This window comes from Methylobacterium sp. FF17 (genome assembly GCF_025813715.1).
Taxonomy (GTDB): Bacteria; Pseudomonadota; Alphaproteobacteria; order Rhizobiales; family Beijerinckiaceae; genus Methylobacterium; species Methylobacterium flocculans.
In genome coordinates, this window is the sequence record NZ_CP107532.1 from 1,908,451 (window position 1) to 1,930,013 (window position 21,563).

General features: G+C 68.4%; 18 protein-coding genes and 2 tRNA genes. 9 read left to right on the plus strand and 11 right to left on the minus strand.

Annotated elements, in window-relative coordinates; translation table 11 throughout:
- Positions 1 to 162: 162 nt before the first annotated feature.
- The 3 genes from OF380_RS08790 to OF380_RS08800 form a co-directional block, all read right to left on the minus strand.
- Positions 163 to 1,665, minus strand: a complete 1,503-nt coding sequence (locus OF380_RS08790; protein ID WP_264050386.1) for a M48 family metalloprotease — start codon at positions 1,663 to 1,665, stop codon at positions 163 to 165.
- Between the two features lie 5 nt (positions 1,666 to 1,670).
- Complete coding sequence (locus OF380_RS08795; RefSeq protein WP_264050387.1) at positions 1,671 to 2,513, minus strand: DNA-binding protein; 843 nt, start codon at positions 2,511 to 2,513, stop codon at positions 1,671 to 1,673.
- A 679-nt stretch (positions 2,514 to 3,192) separates the two neighbouring features.
- A complete protein-coding gene (locus tag OF380_RS08800) occupies positions 3,193 to 4,620 on the minus strand; it encodes a phosphohexomutase domain-containing protein (protein WP_264050388.1) in 1,428 nt (475 codons plus the stop codon).
- 584 nt (positions 4,621 to 5,204) lie between these two features.
- Here OF380_RS08800 and OF380_RS08805 point away from each other — a divergent pair.
- Positions 5,205 to 8,984 (plus strand): glycosyltransferase, encoded by a 3,780-nt coding sequence (locus tag OF380_RS08805; RefSeq protein WP_264050389.1) that lies wholly within the window; start codon positions 5,205 to 5,207, stop codon positions 8,982 to 8,984.
- A 36-nt stretch (positions 8,985 to 9,020) separates the two neighbouring features.
- Entirely contained in the window at positions 9,021 to 9,287 is a 267-nt protein-coding gene (locus tag OF380_RS08810; RefSeq protein ID WP_264050390.1) for a DUF6894 family protein, read from the plus strand.
- Between the two features lie 66 nt (positions 9,288 to 9,353).
- Here OF380_RS08810 and OF380_RS08815 read toward each other — a convergent pair whose 3' ends face one another.
- Positions 9,354 to 9,563: a DUF2735 domain-containing protein gene (locus OF380_RS08815; RefSeq protein WP_264050391.1), complete on the minus strand. Its 210-nt coding sequence runs from the start codon at positions 9,561 to 9,563 to the stop codon at positions 9,354 to 9,356.
- Between the two features lie 311 nt (positions 9,564 to 9,874).
- On the opposite strand from OF380_RS08815, the gene OF380_RS08820 reads away from it, so the two are divergent.
- The 6 genes from OF380_RS08820 (at position 9,875) to OF380_RS08845 (ending at position 16,171) form a co-directional block, all read left to right on the plus strand.
- A complete protein-coding gene (locus OF380_RS08820) occupies positions 9,875 to 10,018 on the plus strand; it encodes a hypothetical protein (RefSeq protein WP_264050392.1) in 144 nt (47 codons plus the stop codon).
- A 190-nt stretch (positions 10,019 to 10,208) separates the two neighbouring features.
- Positions 10,209 to 10,658 (plus strand): helix-turn-helix domain-containing protein, encoded by a 450-nt coding sequence (locus tag OF380_RS08825; protein WP_264050393.1) that lies wholly within the window; start codon positions 10,209 to 10,211, stop codon positions 10,656 to 10,658.
- 144 nt (positions 10,659 to 10,802) lie between these two features.
- On the plus strand, positions 10,803 to 11,981 hold the full coding sequence (gene metK, locus OF380_RS08830; protein WP_264050394.1) for a methionine adenosyltransferase: 1,179 nt from the start codon (positions 10,803 to 10,805) through the stop codon (positions 11,979 to 11,981).
- A 55-nt stretch (positions 11,982 to 12,036) separates the two neighbouring features.
- Positions 12,037 to 12,801 carry a tRNA (guanine(46)-N(7))-methyltransferase TrmB gene (gene trmB, locus OF380_RS08835; RefSeq protein ID WP_264050395.1) on the plus strand — a complete coding sequence of 255 codons (765 nt, stop codon included), beginning with the start codon at positions 12,037 to 12,039 and terminating at the stop codon, positions 12,799 to 12,801.
- A 127-nt stretch (positions 12,802 to 12,928) separates the two neighbouring features.
- The gene (locus OF380_RS08840) at positions 12,929 to 14,686 is read left to right on the plus strand and encodes a sensor histidine kinase (RefSeq protein WP_264050396.1); all 1,758 of its coding nucleotides are present in this window, start codon (positions 12,929 to 12,931) and stop codon (positions 14,684 to 14,686) included.
- A 375-nt stretch (positions 14,687 to 15,061) separates the two neighbouring features.
- Positions 15,062 to 16,171: a DUF2336 domain-containing protein gene (locus tag OF380_RS08845; RefSeq protein ID WP_264050397.1), complete on the plus strand. Its 1,110-nt coding sequence runs from the start codon at positions 15,062 to 15,064 to the stop codon at positions 16,169 to 16,171.
- A 17-nt stretch (positions 16,172 to 16,188) separates the two neighbouring features.
- On the opposite strand, the gene OF380_RS08850 is transcribed toward OF380_RS08845, so the two are convergent.
- From OF380_RS08850 to OF380_RS08880, 7 genes are all read right to left on the minus strand, one after another.
- Positions 16,189 to 16,509: a hypothetical protein gene (locus tag OF380_RS08850; RefSeq protein WP_264050399.1), complete on the minus strand. Its 321-nt coding sequence runs from the start codon at positions 16,507 to 16,509 to the stop codon at positions 16,189 to 16,191.
- A gap of 20 nt (positions 16,510 to 16,529) precedes the next feature.
- Positions 16,530 to 16,886 (minus strand): hypothetical protein, encoded by a 357-nt coding sequence (locus OF380_RS08855; protein ID WP_264050400.1) that lies wholly within the window; start codon positions 16,884 to 16,886, stop codon positions 16,530 to 16,532.
- A 253-nt stretch (positions 16,887 to 17,139) separates the two neighbouring features.
- Positions 17,140 to 18,270 carry an FAD-binding domain-containing protein gene (locus tag OF380_RS08860; RefSeq protein ID WP_264050401.1) on the minus strand — a complete coding sequence of 377 codons (1,131 nt, stop codon included), beginning with the start codon at positions 18,268 to 18,270 and terminating at the stop codon, positions 17,140 to 17,142.
- 143 nt (positions 18,271 to 18,413) lie between these two features.
- Positions 18,414 to 18,647: a hypothetical protein gene (locus OF380_RS08865; protein WP_264050402.1), complete on the minus strand. Its 234-nt coding sequence runs from the start codon at positions 18,645 to 18,647 to the stop codon at positions 18,414 to 18,416.
- Positions 18,648 to 18,834: 187 nt separating this feature from the next.
- Positions 18,835 to 18,909 (minus strand) — tRNA-Thr (locus OF380_RS08870).
- Between the two features lie 218 nt (positions 18,910 to 19,127).
- Positions 19,128 to 19,586: an NUDIX hydrolase gene (locus tag OF380_RS08875; protein WP_264050403.1), complete on the minus strand. Its 459-nt coding sequence runs from the start codon at positions 19,584 to 19,586 to the stop codon at positions 19,128 to 19,130.
- Positions 19,587 to 19,933: 347 nt separating this feature from the next.
- Complete coding sequence (locus OF380_RS08880) at positions 19,934 to 20,401, minus strand: MarR family winged helix-turn-helix transcriptional regulator (RefSeq protein ID WP_264050404.1); 468 nt, start codon at positions 20,399 to 20,401, stop codon at positions 19,934 to 19,936.
- Between the two features lie 772 nt (positions 20,402 to 21,173).
- Between OF380_RS08880 and OF380_RS08885 the strand changes: the two genes are divergently transcribed.
- Positions 21,174 to 21,263 (plus strand) — tRNA-Ser (locus OF380_RS08885).
- Positions 21,264 to 21,563 lie beyond the last annotated feature (300 nt).

Consider the following 21,563-nt stretch of genomic DNA (forward strand, 5'->3'; position numbering starts at 1 on the left):
ACTCCCCTGTCGTCGCGGGCAAAAGATGTCCAGCCGGCTGAACCAATATGGTTCATAGCCTACTGGTGCCGGTTAAAACAGCAATACCGGCAAGTAAAATTCGCAAAGACTACTGGGGATATCCCGGGCACGACTACCCACATCGGTGCCCGGGGGGACGTGTTACTCCAGAACGACCTTGTAGGTCTGGCCCGCCCGGACGGCGGCGCCGCGCTCGAGGCCGTTCAGGACCAGGAAGCGCTCCAGCGGCTTGTCCGGGACCACCATGCGCTGCGCGAGCGCCTCGGTCGTCTCGCCGGGGGCGGCGGTGACGAGGACGAGCCGGAGGGGACGCAGGGTGCGGGTCTCGGCCGGGTCGATCACCGTCAGGCTCTCGGTCCAGCGCCGGAACGCGCCGTCCGGATCGGTGCCGCCCTTGGCCGCCATGATCATCCGGAACGTGCTTTCCCCCACCCGGATCGTGGCGAGGCGGAAGGTCCAGTCCTTGCCGCGCGACAGGGCGGTCGCCGCCGGGTTGCCGGCGACCATACGGTTCTCCAGGGAGGCCGGATCGATCACGTCGTTCCAAGTGGCCTTGAGAACCTCGTCCAGGCCCTGACCCGCATGGCTCTCGACCTGGTCGAAGAGCAGGCGCCGGCTGCCCTCGCCGGTGGTGCCCAGCACGGCGTTGCGGGTGTTCTCGATGGCAAAGCCCTCGGGCACTTCGAAGGCGATGCCGAGGCCGGGGTGCAGGAAGCGGCGGCCGCGCACCAGGCCGTCGCCGGGATTGTCGCCGTAGGCGATGCCGTCGATGGCCGCGAGGTAGCGGGTGCGCTCGTCGGCGCCGAGGCCCGGCGCGCCGATCAGCCGGGCGGCCCGGGTCACGAGGGTGATCCGCTCGCTGGTGCCCGGATGGGTCGCCAGCATGTCGGGCTCGCCGGGCACCCCCGTCCCGGTCTTCAGCGCCATGGTCCGGCTCAAGGCGGTGAGGAAGCGCCCCGCCCCGAATGGGTCGTAGCCCGCGCGGGCCAGCGTGCGGACGCCGATGCCGTCGGCCTCGAGTTCCTGGTCGCGCGAGAAGCGGGCCAGGGCGAACTTCGACTGGTTCTGAAGCTGCGCGCCCGTGACGGGATCGTTCAGCACGTCGGCCACGACCTTGCTCACGAGCTGCGACCGCAGCGCCAGTTCGGTGCGCGCGGTGGCGTGGCGCAGGGTGACGTGGGCGATCTCGTGCGCCAGCACGGCCGCGATCTCGGAGGTGTCGCTGGCGAGCGCCAGCAGGCCCCGCGTGACGTAGAGCCGGCCGCTCGGGAGCGCGAAGGCGTTGACGACGGGGGAATCGAGCAGCGTGACCGCGTAGGTCTCCTCGGGCCGTTCCGTGGCCCGCACGAGGCGGTCGGTCACTTCGGTCACTAGCCGGAGGCTCGCCGGGGCCCGGTACTCCCCGCCGAAGGAGGCAACCAGCTTGGCGTGGTCGGCATCGGAGGTGCTGCGCTCGCGCCCCGTGGTGCGCGGCGCCTCGCGCGGCACCGCGATCGCGGCCGGCTGCACGGTGGCGCCCGTCTGGTCGCCGATGCAGCCGGAGAGGAGCAGGGTGGGCAGCAACAGGGCGAAGCGCGCCCGTGGGCCGATCCGCTCACGTCCGCAGGAGGCCGAGGGTGCCCGGGTGAGAAGGGTCGAGGCCATGCCGTTCAGCGCCGCGGCGCCCGCTCCCCATCCAGAACTTCGATCATGTCGGCGCTCGCAACGTCGAGGGTCGGGCCGCGCCAGGCCTCGAGCCGTCCCCGGACGCGGACCTCCCGGCCCCGCAGACTCGCCGTACTCAAACCACGTTCCTGCAATTGGCGCCAAGTGCGTTTCGACACGGTAACCGTGAGCCCGTCCTCACCCTTGCGCGTGAAGTCGAGATAGGTCCGCCGTGCCCGCTCGCCGACCCGGAGCACCGTGCCCTGCGTCACCACGAAGCGCCCCATCCGGGACCGCAGGGCGGCCCCGTCGCGAACCTCGGGGGCCGCCGCGCTCCAGACGCCCCGTCCCGCCCGCCGGGCCCCCGCCTCGACGGCGAGGAGGCCGGGCCGGCACAGGGTGTCGCGCTCGCCCGCATCGACCGGGACGAGCCCCGCGTCGACGAGACCGGCCGCGAGGTCGGGGATGTCCGCTGAGCCGGGATCGTCGGGTCCCGCGGCGGACCGCTCCGCGGACGCCGCCGGCTCCAGGCTGGCATCCACGTGGGTCCGCCCCCAACGGTCGGTCTCGCCGCGTGCCACGAGCGTCAGGGTGCGCCCGCGATGCCGCAGGAGCCAGGCCTCCGCCGCCGCATGGGCGGGCTCCGGCCAATGAATGCCATCGAGCACCGCGCGGGCGCCGGAGGCGAGGACGAGTTCCCCGCGCGGCCCGAGGCCGACGAGGACATCCCTGCGCGCGGGCGCTTCCCGGCACTCCGGCGCGGTCCCGGCCGCCCGGGCGTGACCCAGGCCCGCGAGGGCGCCGAGGAGAATTGCGCCCGGTCCGACCGGCGATCGTCGATGCCCCATCCCCACGCAGTCCCCCCCCGGCCGGTTTGCGAATCCCCGCCGATTGTGCGGCCCGGATGTGGGTCGAGGCAAGGAAGGCCCGGCGGCCGGACGAACGGTTGATGCCGCATTGCGGCAGGATCGCCACAGCGACGCCCGCCCGGGTTCGGCAACGGCTGTCTCCGCGGTTGGCGCGCGGACGCGATGATGCTAGGACACCCGAGGTGAGTCTCCGTAGCTCAGCTGGACAGAGCACAGGTTTCCTAGATCACAATTGGGCGTCGCGAGGGGAAACCGCGCGGCGGATCCGCTCAAATTCGGGGAACGCTTACCGTTCGCGCGTTGCGGACGCAGCCGATCCCGAGCCAAGCCCGATCGCCGATGCTCCGGGGGCCGGGACGGTGTAGAGACTAGACGGGCGGCACCTAAGGGCCTCGGCGACGGGGCCTAGGGTGAAGGGATAGTCCAGACCACGAACGCGTCCCTCGCGGGGCGCGGCGGCGGAAGCCGAAGTGGGATGAAACCTGGGGTCGCAGGTTCGAGACCTGCCGGGGACGCCACCAGCCATCAGGTCATGTCCGGACCTGAAATCTCCAAGACTGACATCCCGCCGAGCGTCGATGCTCACGCCGGGTTTCGTCGGTCCGTCCTCAAGCGGAGCGAACGGGCCGGCATCCTGGTGTCGCGGAGCCCAGTCAGTTCAGGATTTCCCACGGCCGGTGTGCATGGCCCCTGACGCGGCCTCCAACCCCCATCGCACCAGATCCTCCGCCTCCGCGGCCGAGCCGGCTTCGGCGTAGCAGCGCAGTTCCGGGGCATTGCCGGAGGGCCGGAAATGAACGGTCCGGGTTCCGTCGAGGCCGACCCGAACGCCATCCTGCGTGTCGACCGACACGGGCGTGCCGACGGGACGGAAGAAGGTCTGTCGGAACCCGTCCTCGCCGAGTTGCAGGAGGAACGGGCCGCTCGACTCGGACGGCGTGTCGGGCAGGCGATCGCTCGCCGTCTCTCCCGCGTTGAGGGAGGCGACGAGATCGGCCAGGGTCAGGCCGGCCCCCTGGGTCGCGGCCAGCGTCGCCAGGATCGGCAGCATCGCGTCGCGGGTGGGGAGGGCGGGGAGGCGCTTGCCGTCGATCGTCACGTCCGAACCGAGGAGGAACCCGCCATTGGCCTCGAAGCCGACGGTGATCCCCGCCCCGTCACCTTGGGCCTGCGCCATGCCGGCGATGACGAAGGGCGATCCGACCCGGGTGCGCAGGACGCGCCGGAAGCCGCCCGCATGCTCGATCGCCGATCCAGCCGTGACGGGTACCACGACCGCGTCGGCGCCGAGGAACCGTGCCGTGATGAGCCCGAGCACGTCGCCGCGCACGATCCGGCCCGATCCATCCGCCACCAGCGGCCGGTCGGCGTCGCCATCGGTGGTGACGAGCGCGTCGTACGCCCCCGACGCCATGACCTCGCGGATGAAGGCGATATCCTCCGGACGATGCGCCTCGGTGTCGATCGGCACGAAGGTCTCGGAACGTCCGATCGGCACGACCCGGGCTCCGAGCGACGCCAGCAGGTCGGCGAGCAGATCGCGGGCGACGGAACTCTGCTGGTAAACCGCGACCCGCAGCCCGGTCAGGGCCTCGGCCCCGAAGACCTCGCTGTAGCGCCGCCGATACCGGTCGAGGGCGCCCGTTTCCGGCGTGGCGGGAACTGCTGCCATCGCACCGACCGCACCGACGTCCCCCAGGGCGGCCAGGATCGCGACCTCGTCGGCCTTCGTGATCTCACCGTCGGGCCGGTAGAACTTCAGGCCGTTCCGGTCCTGCGGGATGTGGCTGCCCGTCACCATGACGGCGCAGGCCCCCAGCCGAAACCCCTCGAGGGCGAGGGCAGGCGTCGGGAGAGCCCCGCAATCGATCGCCCCGAAGCCAACCTCGGCCGCCGCGTCCGCCACCGTCGCGGCGATCCCCGCGCTGCTGTCGCGCAGGTCCCGCCCGATCAGGACGCGGCGATTGCCGCCGTCGGTCGTGGCGATGGCGCGGAAGAACGCCCGCGCGTAGGCGTAGCTCGGCCAACCCGTGAGATCTGTCACAAGGCCGCGCAGGCCGCTCGTACCGAACTTCAGACTGCTCACGGTTCCTCCAACATCTCGGACGGTCCTTGCACCGTCCCCGATCGCGTTGCGATCGGGCCGAGCTTCGGCCCTTTGGTCGTCGTGTGCCTGCGTAGAGCGGGCATCCGCTTCCGGGAAGCGCCCGATCCCTCCGCCGACAAGATTCGGGTTCACGCTGAGAATGCTGTAATCCGCTCGCCGATCACAGAGGCCCAGGAGGATACCACACTTCTTCGACAGGCCGGCCTGAGGGCCTTGGTCTCTCGATGATTCGGATCCCTGTGGGGGCCTCTGAATGCCCGGTTCGTCGTGACGATCACCACCCGTCCGAGCGTCGGGGTAATCCATCGTTGCCGTTGCCATCTCGACCCTCGGAGATGCGAAAGGTCCAGCCATCTCCGCTGGTCCGTATAGGGGACACTGCTTCTGTCTGGGCATGAAGGGCTATTGGGACCGTGCGGAGGGCGACGCAAATGCGCAGCGGCCTCCCGCTTGGCTTGAACCGAAATGCCAGCCATGTAGCTGCCAGGATTGCTACCTAGGAGATGATCGGCCGTAGCTCAGAACCTAATACGTATGAGATTTGATATTTCAGAACGGAAATTATGATGTTCAGAGGCATGATAGGCGGGATATCAAGATATTTCGAAAAATTGATTTCGCGCGATATGAAATCAAGCAGTGTTTCGAAAATCCTCGATATCAAATTTTACCGGAATTACTACGGAGATCTGAGACATCTTTCCGCAGATAATGACGTCATTGCTCATTTTACGAAGCATGGAAGTCCTGAAGGCCGATTTCCAAACTCGGCGTCGCTGATCGAGGCGCTCAAGGCCGAATTTGGTCCGACGCCCGAAGACTTCTCTCCGTTCCGCTATCAGAGATTGAACTCGGATCTCCAGCACCTGCACGAGCCTTGGGCGCTGGAGGAGCATTACCTGCGCCATGGCCGGATCGAGGGCCGCCGATACGGCAAATTCGAGCTTCGCCTGTACGAGCGCGACTTCGCGCGATTTCGGCGGGACTTCACGGCGTCGCGCGAGGGCACGGGCGCTGCCGTGCCGGAGACATTCGCGAAGCTCCTGACGCAGGCCCGCATCCTGCCCGGAACCTGGCTTGACCGCTTCACGCTGTACGAGTTCGCGATCCTGAACGCGCGCTGGCTTCCGCATGCGCCGCGTACGCGGATCGACGGCCTTCGATTGTTTCTGGAACAGGGCGTCGATCGCCTTGCCCCGATCGCCATGGGCATGAGGTTCGAGCCCGCCTTCTATCGTCGACCCGGATCGGGCTACGTCGGCACGGATGCGGACCTTTACAGGGACTGGCTCAGCCATGGAATCGACAGTGGCCAGCCCGGCAACGAGCAGGAAGCCCTGCGTCTCCTGATCGGGGAGGATCACTTCCCGGACTGCTTCGACGCCGAACGGTATCGCGCTTCGCTGCCGGATGATTCCGCACGGTCGGGGATGCACCGGTTCGACCTCCTCAATCACTTCATCGCATTCGGCTTTCCCCGTGGGGTCGAGAGCCTGCGGGGACCGGGGATGACCCGGCTCCTCGGTCAGATCGGTGACTACCATCTCATCCGCAACAACCCGTCGCGTGCCCTCGCGGCATCCGATCACGCGCTCGCGCACGCTCCGTCCGACGCAACCCTGCTTCATCAGCGCGGCAACGCCCTGCGCGCGCTTGGGCGCATGGAGGATGCGACGCGCGCCTACATTGCCGCTGCCCACAGTCCGGGGGCCGGAATCTGGACGCATATCCACGCCGCCGAGGGGCTTGCGACGCACCTGGAAGACGCACAGGCGGCTCTCGATCAGATCCTGCGCTCCGCCCCCCTCTACCAGGGCGAGGCTGATTGGCGCGCCGCAGCGCATCGCGTCATCGTGCGGGTCTTCGAGATGGCCAGCGCGGAGGCGCGGGCCCTCTATGCGACGGGGCAGCGCCTCGCGGCGGATACCTGCCTGACGACGTGCCTCGACCGGCTGACTGAAGTTCTGGAGCGTGTCGACCCGCTTCCGGCCCGGCTTGCGCCGCCCTCCGGCGGGTTGATCGTCCTCGTGGCCAATCGAGACCTTCCGCAGTGCGATCACTACCGTGTCGTGCAGAAATGCGCGCAATTGACCCATGGTGGCTGGACCGTCGAGGTCTTCTCGCAGGACGAAGCGGGTCGCTGCCGGCCCAGCCTCGATCGGGCCGTCGCCGTGATTTTCTATCGGGTGGCCGCTTTCCCGCCCGTGCTTCATGCGATCCTGTATGCGAGGGCACTCGGGCTGCCGACCTTCTACGAGATCGACGACCTCCTCTTCGACAATGCCGCTTATCCTGATCCGTTCGAGAGTTTCGAGGGGCAGATCACGGAGCGGGATTACGTCGATCTGCAGTACGGCGTGCCGTTGTTCCGCTACGCGATGCGCCTGTGCGATTCGGGTATCGCCTCGACGCCCGCGCTGGCCGAGGCCATGCGGCCACATCTGCGAACCGGCCTCTGCCGCGTCCTGCGCAACGGGTTCGACAAGCGGAACGAGGCGTTCCTCGCGCGCACGCCAACGCCCTTCGCGGACGGCAGGATCACGGTGTTCTACGGCTCCGGCACGAAGGCGCACAATCGGGATTTCACCGAGCTCGCCGCGCCCGCCCTCCTCGCCGTGCTGGCCCGCCACCCGCACGTTCGCTTCCTGGTCGCCGGCTATCTCAACCTCGATGCGCGTTTCGACCCCTTCGATGACCGGGTCATCCAGCTCGGCTTCAGCCCCAACGTCACGGATTACTGGGAGGTTCTGTCGGGCGTCGACATCAACCTCGCCGTCCTGACGGGCGGCGCGATGGCGGACGCCAAGAGCGAGATCAAGTGGCTGGAGGCCGCCATGTGCGGCATTCCCTCGATCGTCTCGGGCACGCGCACCTATCGCGAGGTTCTCGTGGACGGGGAGACCGCCCTCCTGGCCGACACGCCTGCGGAATGGACGCGCGCCCTCGAATCTCTCGTCGTCGATGCCGATCGTCGACGCGCGATCGGCGCGCGGGCCCGCGCCAAGGCACGCGCGGATTACGGCCTCGACGCGGCGGTGACGGTCCTCGCCGGGATCCTGCCCACGACGGCGGAGCCCGCGCGCAGGACGGTTTCGAAGCGGCCAACGGGCGGGGGCCCGGCCCAGCCGATCCGCGACCGCAAGGCCCGCATCCTCTTCGTCAACGTCTATTTCCCACCCCAGCTCGTGGGAGGCGCCACGCGGGTCGTCCGGGACAACTTGGATCATTTCATCGATGAGGCCGGAGACCGCTTCGAGTTCGCCGTCGCTGCTGCGGATGCGGGCGCAGACCCGGCCTACGCGACGCGGATCGACAATTATCGTGGCGTGCCGGTCTACCGGATCGCAGCGCCGCGGGAAGTGAACATGGACTGGCGCCCGCTCAACCCGGAGATGGGGACGGCGTTCGAGGATCTGCTCGATCGGTTCAGGCCCGACCTCGTCCATCTCCACTGTGTCCAGCGGTTGACGGCAAGCGTGGCGGACGCGCTTCGTATCCGGGGCATCCCCTACGTCATCACCTTGCACGATGCCTGGTGGATCTCGGACTTCCAGTTCCTCGTCGATGCGGACGGGCAGGTTCACGCACCCTCGCCGGATCCCCTGAACGATGCCACGGACCCTGCGATCAATCCGATCGCGTCGCTGGCGCGCCGCCGGGTGCTCGGCCGGGTCCTTGACGGGGCCGAGGCCCTGCTGGCGGTCTCGGAGAGCTTCGCCGATCTCTACCGGGCCGCGGGGCACCCTCGAACGCGGGCCGTTCCCAACGGCGCTCCGATGCTGGTGCCGCTTCCGAAGCTGCCGAACCCGGCGGGTCGGGTACGCCTGGGCCAGATCGGTGGACGCACCACCCACAAGGGCGCGACCCTGATCGAGGCGGTGCTGCGGGACAACGCCTTCCGCAATCTCGCCCTGACCCTGGTCGACCATGCCATGCTGGCGAGCGAGGTTCGGGAGGAGGTCTGGGGCGACACGCCGGTCCGTCTCGTCGGACGAAAGCCGCAGGACGAGATCGTGAAGCTCTATGCGGAGCTCGACGTGCTCCTCGCCCCGTCCCTGTGGCCGGAGAGCTTCGGCCTCGTAACCCGCGAGGCGCAGGCGGCCGGCCTCTGGGTGGTTGCGAGCGACCGGGGGGCGATCGGCGCCGACATCCTCGATGGCATCGACGGGTTCCGGATCGACGTCGACAGCGCCGAGGGGCTCCGATCGGTCCTGGCCCTCATCGATGCGGACCCCGACCGTTTCCGTGCGAGCCCGCCGCACAGCCACCGCCCCGCGCGGAGCGCGAGCGACCAGGGCGACGACCTTCTTGCTCTCTACGGAACGCTGCTCGATGCTCGGTGAATGATTTCAGTCCCGACGTTTCGAGGAGCGGCACGGATGCCCCGCTACTTTTTCCACACACGGATCGGGGACGACGTCGTTCCGGATCCCGACGGCCTGGAACTTCGTGATCCGGATCAGGCCTGGCAGGCGGCCCGCACCACCATCCGGGCCATGATGGCTGAGCCCCATGATCAGGTCCGCCTGATCGGGGCATGCCTCGTCGTCGTGGATGCGGCCGGCGACGTGATCCTCGAGTTTCCCTTCGCCGAAGCGATGACGCCGGCCCCGGGGGAGGGGCCCGCGGACGGCCGATGGCAGTGATCGGCTCGACGGACACGGGCGCAGGACCACGCTGTTCCTGATGATCGTGCCGGGACCCCCAGCCGCTCAGGGCTTGCGGGTCTGCGGCGCCTCGTCAATGGCCGCCTGATGGTACCAGCTATCCATGAAGCCGGGCTGCGCGACCCGCTGCGCCTTGTTCCCGTCGCTCCGCTTGCCGGTCGGGCCGGAGCCGAGACCGCCGCTCGTGCCCGGTGCCCTGGCGCGTCCCGGAAAGGGAAGGATGGTTGCCGTGTGCGGATGATGTCCCATCGTCATGGATGATGAAGTCCCTGCGTGCACTGCGATCGCGCCGGTGCAAGCATTGAGTATAGGCGCGGGCGCCTGCTTTTGCATCGTTATTCGATGTAGAAAACGGCATGGTGCGAGAAATATAGGCGTGCCGATGATTTCCCCATGTTCGGTCAATGTCACTGACCGAACCGGGCAAGGGTCGATGACGGATTCTTCACCGTGTTCGCCGCGTTCGGAGCACCGAGGGCTCGAAAGGGGGCCCATGTGTGCTGGCGCAAGGTCGTCCTCCTGGTCCGAAGCTAGACCGCTCGCCCTGAGGCTGAAGGGCGGGGACGATGACTTCCAAGGTGATGCTGGTGCTGACGCTGATCGTCTTCCTGACGACAGGACGGGCGCCCGGCATGCGCGAGTTGCGCAACCCCGACGCCGAGGTGGCCTGGGGTCGGCTGACCCATGCCTTGAAGCGGAACCTGACCTGAACCCTGAACTTCGCCGCCAGGCCTCTTCGGGCAGGCGTGATCGGTTTGACGCGCCCGTGCGCGGCACCTACCGTCCTCACGCTGCCGTATGGTCGAAGAACCAAGGGTGGCCGGGGCTTGGGGGCCTCGATCTGGACAGGCCGGAGCCCGCGGCGAGACGTGGGCGCGGCGCGCAGGACGGGGCTGGGGGATGGCTGGGCAGAAGACGGACGCGCGGGACGCGTATGTGGGACAACGGATCGCCGAGCAGCGCAGGAAGGCGTCGTTGACTCAGAAACGGGTGGCCCAGAGCTTCGGGATGTCCGCCGCCCAGCTGCAGAAGTACGAGAAGGGTACGAACCGCATCAGCGCGATCCATCTCGACACGTTCAGCCGGATGACCGGTGTGCCGGTCGCCTACTTCTTCGACGGGATGGAGCGCATCGACAACGTGCCGGTGGCGGGGTTCTCCGAGCCGAGCCAGCAGTCCTACGCGCATGATGCGGCGGGCAATCCGGGAGCAGGCAATCCTCAAACGGGAAATCCCTGGGCAGGCCTGGCCGAGGCGGTGGCCCGGCACGTGGCCGAGCATTTCTCCGACCATGAGCGGCGGCAACTCGTGGAGGCCGTGCAGGCCCTCGACCGCAAGCTTGGGGGATGATTTACCGGCCATTTTGTTCGTTATGGCGAATTTATCCGTTTTTTCGGCTTGACCGTTCTGGGGAGCGCTGCCAGACACTTTCGCTACTGACGATCGGGTGAGGCGCCGCGATATCCTGGGCGCGCCCGCATGACGGGGGCCCCTATGCCACGTTCCAACTACTTGTTCACGAGCGAGTCGGTCTCCGAGGGCCACCCCGACAAGGTCTGCGACCGGATCTCCGACACCGTCGTGGACGCCTACCTTGCCGTGATGCCGGAGGCCCGCCTCGGCGTGGAGACGCTGGCAACCACCAACCGCATCGTCATCGCGGGTGAGGTGCGCGGCCCGGATTCCGTGACCTTCGATCACCTCAAGGAACTGACCCGCGAGGCGGTGAAGGACATCGGCTACGAGCAGTCGGGCTTCCACTGGAAGCACAACGACATCGCGATCCACCTGCACGCGCAGTCCGCCGACATCGCCCAGGGCGTGGATTCGTCCGGCAACAAGGACGAGGGCGCGGGCGACCAGGGCATCATGTTCGGCTATGCGTCCGACGAGACGCCCGAGCTGATGCCGGCACCGATCTACTACGCCCACAAGATCCTCAAGGACCTGGCCGACGCCCGCAAGGCCAAGCAGGGCGATGCCGCCAAGCTCGGCCCCGACGCCAAGAGCCAGGTCACCGTGCGCTACGAGAACGGCCGCCCGGTGGGCGTCACCCAGATCGTGCTCTCCACCCAGCACATCGACGAGAGCCTGGATTCGGCCGACGTCCGCGCCATCGTGGAGCCCTACATCCTGGCGGCCCTGCCGCAGAGCTGGGTCTCCGAGGAGACGGTCTGGCACGTGAACCCCACCGGCAAGTTCGTCATCGGCGGTCCCGATGGCGATGCCGGCCTCACCGGCCGCAAGATCATCGTTGACACCTACGGCGGCGCGGCGCCCCACGGCGGCGGCGCCTTCTCGGGCAAGGATCCGACGAAGGTCGATCGCTCGGCAGCCTACGCGGCCCGCTACCTCGCCAAGAACGTGGTGGCGGCCGGGCTCGCGACCCGGGCCACGATCCAGCTCGCCTACGCCATCGGCGTGGCCAAGCCCCTCTCGATCTACGTCGACCTGCATGGCACTGGTCAGGTGGACGAGGCCCGGCTCGAGGACGTGCTGATGAACGCCCTCGACCTGTCGCCGCGCGGCATCCGCACGAAGCTCGGCCTCAACAAGCCCATCTACGCCCGCACCTCTGCCTACGGCCATTTCGGCCGCGCGCCGGACGCCGACGGTGGCTTCTCCTGGGAGCGTACCGACCTCGCCGACAGCCTCAAGTCGGCCCTGGCCTGACCCCGTGGGTCCGGGGCGGGACGACCGCCCGCCCATTCCGGGCGGGCACCCGGCTATGGCAGGCGGGCACACGCCTGCCATAGGAGGGCACCTGCCTGTCCCGGACGGGCACGCTGCCGAGGGCTCGGACGGCGCCGAGCGCGCCTTCTATGGACGCCGCAAGGGCAAGCGCCTGCGCGCGGGGCAGGAGCAGCGTCTGACCGCGTTGCTGCCGATGCTGCGGCTGACGTTACCTTCGCCGGGTGAGTTCCTCGATCCGCAGGCGTTGTTCCCCGTCCCCACCGACGAGGTTTGGCTGGAGATCGGCTTCGGCGGCGGCGAACACCTCGCCGCCCAGGCTGCCACCAACCCGCGCACGGGCATCATCGGCGCCGAGCCCTTCGTGAACGGCGTCGTGAAGCTCCTTCGCGCGGTGGACGAGGGGGATTTACGCAACGTCCGGGTCTGGGACGAGGACGCGACGGCGCTGCTGGCCGCCCTGCCCACCGCCAGCCTGGCTCGCGTCTACCTCCTCTATCCCGACCCCTGGCCCAAGCGCCGCCAGCGCAAGCGTCGCTTCGTCTCCGATGCCGCGCTCACCGAGATTGCCCGCGTGCTCAAGCCCGGCGGCGTGTTCCGCTTCGCCAGCGACATCGACGATTACGCGGGTTGGACCCTCGTGCGCGCCGCGCGCTGCCCAGGCCTGGCCTGGACTGCGCAGGCGGCCCCGGACTGGATGCGGCCCTGGGCCGACTGGCCTGGTACGCGCTACGAGGCCAAGGCCCTGGCCGCTGGCCGGCCCCCGAGCTACCTTGAGTTTCGGCGTGTCCCGCCTGCCTGAGGGCTGCGTCGAAAAGAGCCGTGGCTTCGTCGCCAGGTGGGCTTGTTCCACACCGCCTCCGGTCGTCTGATGGCGCCCGGTGCGGTTCGGGCCAGCGACGGACGGTCCTGCTGAGCGAGGATGTGGAGTGCACGACGCATCGAACCCGCCTTCGATCGCCGGCACGGCCAACACTTCGGACGCGGATCTCCGGTCGATCGCGTTTGCTCAGGCGCCGGTCGGTATCCTCGTCGTCGATGGGGCGGGCCTGATCCGAGCCGCCAACCCCGCCCTCTGTGCGCTCCTCGGATACGCCGCCGACGCCCTGACCGGCCGCGCGCTCTCGGTCCTCGGGGCCGTGGCGCAGCGGGCTTGCATCCGGCGCTGGCTGCGCGCCGACGGCACCGGTCTCGACCTGCGCATCCGTCCGTCCCCCGCGCAGGGCGACGTCCAGGTCCTCGTCGTCGAGGCCGTCGATCCCGACGAGGTCGTCCGGGCCGACGAGAATCGCGCTGCCCTGACCGCCGCCGGTCTCGGCGAATGGCGCTACGACTTCGTCGACGGGCAGGTCGCGCTCTCGCGCCGGGCGGCGCACATCCTCGGCCACGCGCCCGGGACGGCCGTGACCTGGGCGACCCTGCAGGGGGCCCTGGAGGGAAATGAGACCAGCCGCATCCGGGTGCAGGTCCGCGCGTCCCTGCGCGGGCATAAGCCCTTCGCGGTGGAGTGCCGCCTGCGCCGGGACAGCGACGGGGCCGGGATCCACGTGGCGGTGCGGGGCCAGGCGATCACCGGACCGGAGGGCGGGCATCGCCCCATCGCCGTGGTTGGGGTGATCGAGGACGTCACCACCCGCGTGGAAGCGCGCAAAGCCCTGCGCGCCGGCGAGCAGCGCCTGCGCATCGCGGCCTCGCTCGCGGACCTCGGCATCTTCGAATGGCACATGCTCGACGATCAGGCGATCTGGGAAAACGAGCGGATGTTCGCGATCTTCGGGCGCCAGCCCTCGGATGGCGCCCTCGGCAAGCGCGAATTCCTCGACGTCGTGCTTCACTCGGAGGACCGCCCCGCCTTCCGCGCCGCGATCTCCCGATCCTTGCGCGAGGACAGCGTCCTGAAGGCGACGGGCCGCATCCGCCGCCTCAGCGACGGGGCCTGGCGCATCATCGATTTCGCCGGACGCTTCGAGCGCGACGGCGTCCACCGGTTGCCGCGCCGGTTGATCGGGGTCGTCGCGGACGTGACCGAGCCCCGCCTGGCCCAGGAGCGCCAGGCGCTGCTGATCCGCGAACTGCATCACCGGGTGAAGAACACGCTCGCCACCGTGCAGGCGATCGTCGGGTCCACCGCCCGGACCGCCTCCAGCATCGAGAGCTTCTACGAGGCCTTCGTGGGTCGGATCATGTCCCTGGCCCATACCCACTCGGTCCTGACCGAGGATACCTGGCAGACCGCCTCCCTGCGCACCCTGCTGGCCAACGAACTCAAGCCCTATGCCGAGGGATCCCTGGACGGCGCGGCCGACGAGGACGCCCGCATCCGGCTCGTGGGTCCGCCCGTGGACATGGCGTCCGAGATCGCGGTTCCCATCGGCATGGCGATCCACGAACTCACCACCAATGCGGCGAAGTACGGGGCCCTCTCCAGCCACGACGGCCGCGTCACGATCACCTGGGCCCTGGAACCCGGCGGGCCGGCCGGAACCCTGCGCTTCGCCTGGGTGGAGAGCGGAGGCCCACCTGTGAGCCCGCCCCGGCGCCAGGGTTTCGGCTCGCGCCTGCTACAGCGCGTGCTCACCGCCCAGGTCCGGGCCGAAGTGACGATGACCTACCCGCCGGAAGGGTTCTCCCTGACGATGCTGGCGCCGCTGCCGGCGCGGAACGACGCGCTCAACCCGCTCGCTTAGGCCCGCTCCGCCAAATCCGGCAGACCTCCGGAAGGCTGTCGCACACGGTCCTCCGGCGCCAGCCTTGGGGCGGCTGCGGGTGCTGCCGATCCGTCGAATCCGGGATCGGGGGCGATCCGCGACGGCCTGATCCGCCGCTTTCGAACGAAGGCCGCAAAAAGAAAATGGCAGCGCGCTTTTCGGCTGGAGCCCCAACGCATTGAGGCCGGAACGGTCGAACTTCCCTCAATTTGACCGCATCGAAGCAGGAAAAAATTAGGCTACGGCTTTCTAAAGCTCCGACAAAGAAAAACCGAAAGCAAAGATTCGTCGATCCCGCCGATCGGCGAGGCGGGGGCCTCAGCCTTGTCATACCGTTTCATGGAGGACGCAATATTGGAGCGTCTTCTTGAAAGCTTTGTCGCGAACGCTCCAAGTTCATCCGCACTCAAGATCGCTGGCCGATTCGATGATCCCCTGACGGATAACGAGATCAAGATTTTCGATGAAATCCTGCTGAGGCTATCGCGTGTCGAACAGTTGGAGGTTCGCGCAAAGCTTGCTAGCCGTCTGTCTGGGTTGTCGAGAGGTCCTTCGAGAACCGTAAAGGAATTATGTTATGACTTGGACAGTGAAGTCGCGGCCCCGCTCCTGACGAAATCCATGCTGGTGCTGGACGAGGACCTGATTTCGATCGCGCATACACGCAGCCAACAGCATCTGCTGGCGATTGCCGAACGGCCCCATCTCGACATCCCGGTAACGGATGTCGTCGTGTGGCGCGGGGCCTGGCCTGTCCTGCGGACGCTGTCAGCGAACCGGACGGCCCGGTTCTCTCCGACGGGGTTGGTTCGCCTTGCTGCGATATCGCAGGGTGACGGACACATCACGGTCGCCCTGACGAAGCGCGAGGACGTTCCGCCCATGACCCGAAAGGCCCTCCTGACCCAGTTCAGGCAGATGGTCGCGGTCGGGCGGTCACCCCTGTGCGGCGAGCATTCGGACATCCGTCTGAATCCTGAGGCCGCTCCTGCCATCGATCCTGGGCAACCGGCCTCCGGGGCAGGGGTGTCGAAGGCCGAGACGCTGTCCGATGCGAGCCTCCGGGATGCGCGCATCCACGTGCAGCACCTGGCACGCGTGCGGCCCCTGACGGTTGCGGATGTCACCTGCGCCCTGACGCACAGCCACCTCGCCGAAGCGCTGGTCCTCATCGGTCGTCTCGCACAGGTCGATCTCGACCTCCTGACGACAGTCCTGACGGGCGATGGCCCTCTCCGGCATCCCGCGCTCCTCATCCTGAAGGCGGCGGATCTGCCCTGGGAGGTGGCCGAACGCGTCCTGCAGGAGGTGCAGGCCGTGATGCGCGCGGCGGGCCGGGCCGCGCGGTCCGACCCATCCGCCCAGAGGCAGGCTTATGGCGCGCTGACCCGCAAAGCCGCCCAGCGTGACCTCAGGCTGGTCCGCTTCCGGTCGATGATGCGCGTGATCGACGGGGGGATGTGAGGCGGGTGGCGTGCCCGTCAGGGCAGGGCTTTCCGGACCGGCTCGATACGGGCGGGGGCCGTGTGGTCCGCGACCGCGATGTCGCGCAGTCCGGCCCATTGCTTCCAGTCGTCCCAGGCCGCATCGAGGGCGGAGGCGGCCTCGTCCCGCGAGCCGGCGGTGGCGCCACGGCGGAAGGGCGTCGCACCGATATCGAGCTGCAGGCCCCACATCCACTGCTCGGCCGGATCGGGACCGGCACAGATGCAGTCGATGCGGCCGACGATCAGGGATCCGCTCGTTGCGAAGTAGGTCTCGCGGGGATGGTCCTGCAGGCGGGTATAGACAAGCTTGGCCATGGCCTCCTCGGCACCTGCCCTTAAACGCCGCGCTCCCTCGGCCGGTTCAGCACCCGCATGCGGAGGGGACGCCCGGCGACCGCGCCGCCGAGGCCGTCCGTGATCCGCAGTGGAAAGCAGCGCGCGATGGATCCCAGGGCCCCGGCGACGAAAGCCCTCTGGGCCGCCTCGTCACCGACCAGCCGGGAATGGGTGATCCGGGGTTGTCCCTGCAGAGTGCCGTCGCGCTTGATGCTGAGGAGGACCGTCACCTCCGAGCCGACCGAATCCGCCGGGCCGCCGATGGCCTGCGCGCAGGTCCCGAGTTGCTGCCAGAGGGCCTGAAGGGTCGAGGCCGGCTCTGCCCTGGCGCCGCCAGAGGCGAGCAGCAGGACCATGGCCGGTCCGGCGACGCCCAGCCGACGCGCTCCGGGATGTCGTCTGTTGCGGCCTTGAGGGAAAGCCGAGACGCGTGGCGGCACCGGCATCGAACGCTCTCCGACAGGGGCATGGGAACAGGGGCTGCCGACCGCGTCGATCACTCGACCGCTTCCTGACCCGCATCGGCTCACTCCTGTGTCCGGGGTTTACAGGGATTGCGGGTTTGCGGCCAGCCAATGCCTGTGGCGAGGTTTCGGCGGCAGATCGCAGTCAGGCCCCGAGCAGCGTCGGGATGACCGAGCGCAGCCGGGAATATCCCCGCGTGGATCGTGGCCAGGCCGCTTCGTCCCACGCCCGCCGCACGCGCAGGCACCCGGGCGGCAGCGCCGCCGCCGAGGGCCCCACCGGAGCCCAGGGCGTCACCACCGGCAGGCCTTGCGCCCAATCGATCCCGGCTGGGCCGGCGGGGCATTGGAAATAGGCTTCCGCCCGCGCCAGGGCATCCGCCATTGCGGCCGCATCCGCCGCCCTGACGCGGTCGCAGGCGGCCTCGGCAGGGGCGATCAGGCCACCGATCCGGACCACGCGGGCGCCCGCCAGGGGCAGGCTCTCCGGGTTCAGGTCGTCGAGATGCAGGAGCAGCGCGATGTCACCCTCGGGCACGGCATCGGCGCGCGGCAACGCGACCTCCCGCGGCGGCTTCGGTTCATCGAGGGCGTCCGGATATTCATCGAGGCCCACGGGATCGAAGCGCCCGTCCGTGTACCGTCGGATGTTCTCGGCGCGGGCGACGTAGTGCTTGCCCCGCGTGTGCAGGCCCGCCACCCAGCGCCATGACAGCGTGTTGCTCGCCGGATCGCCATCGAGGAGGTGGCGCAGGAAGAAGTCGGCACCAAGCGCCCAGGGTAGGCGCAGGGTGAAGATCCAGATCGAGGCGAACCACATGCGCGCATGGTTGTGGAGCCAGCCTGTCTCGACGAGGTCCCGCGCCCAGTCGTCGAAACCGTCGATGCCGGTTCGCCCCTCGACCGCCGCCGCGTAGGTGCGGCGCAAGCCCGGCTCGGTGGCGAGGCGGTCCCCGTCCGAGGCCGCCAGGGCGAGGGCCTGCGTCCAGGCGGAGGGGTGGGTTTCGAGGTGGCCCTTGAAGTAGGTCCGCCAGAACACCTCGGACACGAACTTGGCCGCGCCCTCATCGCCGAGCGCAGCCTCGGCGGCCGCCGCCACCTCCGCCTCCGTCAGGAGCCGCCGACGCAAGTAAGGCGAGAGCGCCGATGTCGTCGCCGCACTCGCTGGCCCCCTGTCGGTGTTGCGGTCGGCCGCATAGGCCGCGCCGGCGCCCTCCAGGAAATCCGAGAGGCGGCTGAGCCCGGCGGCGCGGGTCATGGGGAAGCTGCGATCCATTCGCTTCACCTAGGACGGCGGTTGCGGATGGCCGGTGCGACGCATTTCCTTCCGGAAGGCGGATCCTTCCGGGAAGAGGATCCTTCCGGGAAGAGGATCCTTCGGGGCGGCGGGTTCATTGGGGCGGCGAGACCGGCCTCCGTTCACATCCCCGGCACCTGACTGAAATCGCCCCACCGCTCCCGCGCCGCCGGCCAGGCCCGCAACTGATCGAGGGGAAGGCGGACCTCCACGACGAGATCGTCGTCGAGGAGGCCGGGAACGATCTCCGTCGTGGCGGACGGGAAGGCCGCGATGACGGCGGCCTGAATCCGCCCGAGCCGCGCGATCTGATCCGCCGTCGGTTCGACGATGATGTGCTTGATGACCCGCAGCATGCCCGCTCCTTGCACGGCGACGCGTCGATCGTCAGCCGGACAGCTTGTCCTATCGGAGTGGGGCCAGCGTCATCAGAAGCGGGGTCCGCTGGAAACAGGACGCAGGCGCGTGCCGCTCCGGCGCGGCGCGACCGGGCCAAGCGCCAGCACCCTCGTCCTCATGTCTCTGATCGGGAGATAAGGAAGATGGTGCTGCTGGACAGGATTGAACTGTCGACCTCCTCATTACCAATGAGGTGCTCTACCACTGAGCTACAGCAGCGAAATGTCCGTGGCGTCGGCGATGGCCTCGCGACCGGACGGAGGGGCAATTAGCCGATCGCGGACGCCTTGGCAATCGCATCGCGGGAAATCTCGTCGGTTTTGATTCTCCCGTCGCCCGTTTGCGCCCGGGGCACTCGCGCGATGGCGTGCGCCTGCAGGCCGAAGCCATGCGGAACCTCCTCGCAGATCGGGCGCATCCAACGCCGGGCATAGCCGTCAGGCCAGCGCGCCGGTCTCGCGCTTGCAGGCCGCGCGGATGATCGCGGCGAGCCCCGGCTCGGCGACCGCCTCGGCGGCGTCGGAAGGCGCAAACCAGCGATCCTCGCGCTGATGGCGCTCCGGCCAGTGCTTGAGCTGCTTGCGCACTTCGAGGGGGAACACCTTCACCTGACACAGGACCGAGTCGCGACTCTTGAGGCGCTTCTCGTAGAGGTAGAACCCGAGCGGCTGCTTGCCGATGGTGCCGAGCAGGCCCGCTTCCTCGTAGGCCTCGCGCGCGGCCGCGTCGTAGGGCTTGCGCCCCTTCATGGGCCAACCCTTCGGGATGACCCAGCGCCGGCTCTCGCGCGACGTGACGAGAAGGATCCGGTAGCCGCCATCGGGCAGCCGTCGGAAGGGCAGCGCCCCGACCTGCCGCCGCGGCGCAAGGTCCCCATCGCCCACATGCGCACTCATGGGCCGAAAACGCCGCTGCGTGGCGCCGGTTCGCCTGCCGCATCCGCTCGGCTACTGGCACGCGATCCGGATGGGACCCCGCAGGGAATGCGGCCCTGCAACGGCCGGGGCCCGCCCAGGTTCACCGGCGGGTGAGGCCGCGCCCGAGCCGATCGATCAGCATCCACGTCTGGCGCTATCCCATGGAGTTTCGAGACGGGCCATGGTGGCTTTGTGCATCGCCAGGGACCCTGCGGCTAGGGACCGGCCGGGGAAACGCGGTCACGTCCTGCCTTAGCGGGTGTGGCGGGCGGTGCTCAAGGGAAACTTATCCGGCAAAATTAATTGTCCGTCGGGCGAGGACGCGATCAGCCGGTGGCGCTGAGATTGGCGATGAGCGCGTTCAGGTCGGCGCGCATGGCCTGGACTTCCGGCTCCGACATGTTGAGCTGGCACATCACGGATTCACGCACGGCGGCGGCTTCGGCACGCAGGCTCTGGCCCTTGAGGGTGAGCGCGATCTCGACCTCGCGCTCATCCGAGCGACGCCGGTTCCGCAGCAGGAAGCCGGCTCCCTCGAGGCGCTTCAGCACCGGCGTCAGCGTTCCGGAATCGAGACGTAGCCGCCTTCCGATCTCGGAGACCGTGATGCCGTCCGTTTCCCACAGCACGAGGAGGACGAGATATTGCGGGTAGGTCAGCCCCATCCGCTCAAGCATGGGACGGTAGGATTTCGTCATCCGGTGCGCCGCCGCGTACAGGGCATAGCAGAGCTGGTTGTCGAGGAGGAGCGGATCTGTGAGTGGCGCCGTCACCTCGCCCGAAGCATCACCCATGCATGCCATGCCACTTGATTCCCGAAGCCCACTGCGGCGGCTGGTGCGGAAGAGGGGCGTCTCGGGAGGGGCCTCCCGCCCGGAGACGATAGCGAAGGCGCCGGCTTCCAGTATATGCCTGTTTCGTCGCAGGCCTTACGCTGGCTCGATGGTCCTTACGCGGCACTGAATGTTACACATCTCCGGCAACGCGCAAGTTCGGCGAGGCGTGGATCAGACGGTTTGCAAGTCCGTAGGTCCGGCGGTCCGCGCTGGCGAACTGCGTGGAGAGGACTGCCGTTCGCCATGCGGTCAGCGTGCGGGGTGGCTTGTCTTCATCACCGCGCACTTGGCATGGATCGGGGCGATGGATCTCATCGGGACCGGCCGTCGATGCCGATCCTCACCGATGTCAGGCCGGGTCGAGGCAAACTCGATGTCGTCGGCCTCCCGCTTGGTGAGGCCGAACCTATGCGACTTCCGGTCCGCGTTGCCCCCGGCGTCCGGGTCGCTCCGAGGCACATCCACCCTGTCCATGCTGCCGGTCATCGACCCGGAATGCGGCCTGAGAGCGCCCGCGTGAGTTCGCTTGCGGCCGGCCTGGTCCGGGGCGCTCCTTCCTTTGACAGGTGGAGCCGCGACGGGATCCATTCCCGACGCGCCCCGGCATCCCCGACGCCCCGCGTGATGCGTCGAAAGTCGGCGCCATCACTCCGCCGCTTCGCGATGCTTTCCGGCTTGTGGAAGCGCAAGCGCTCGTGTTACGGAGCCCCGTCTCGTCGAGGCGCCCCGCGGAGAGGTGGCAGAGCGGTTGAATGCACCGCACTCGAAATGCGGCATGCCTGCAAGGGCATCGGGGGTTCGAATCCCCCCCTCTCCGCCATTCAACTCCGGCAAGTCGTTGTTTTCATTGCGTTAAAACAGTCGACCTAGTCTCACACCCCAACATTTACCCCAACGCGCGACGTGGACCGCAGCGAACGCTCGCGAACCTTGCTCGCGGCGCGTCAGGCGCGGCGAAGACGACCAGTCGCAGTCGATGAGCTTCGAGGAGGCTGCATGAGCGGCGCCTGGGAGAGGATTGGCATCTCAGGTTCTGGCACGCCAAGTTGCTGGACGATCCGCCACCTGAGAAGCGCCCTCCTCCCTTCAGTAAGGTCGACCACACCTTCGGCTCGCTGCA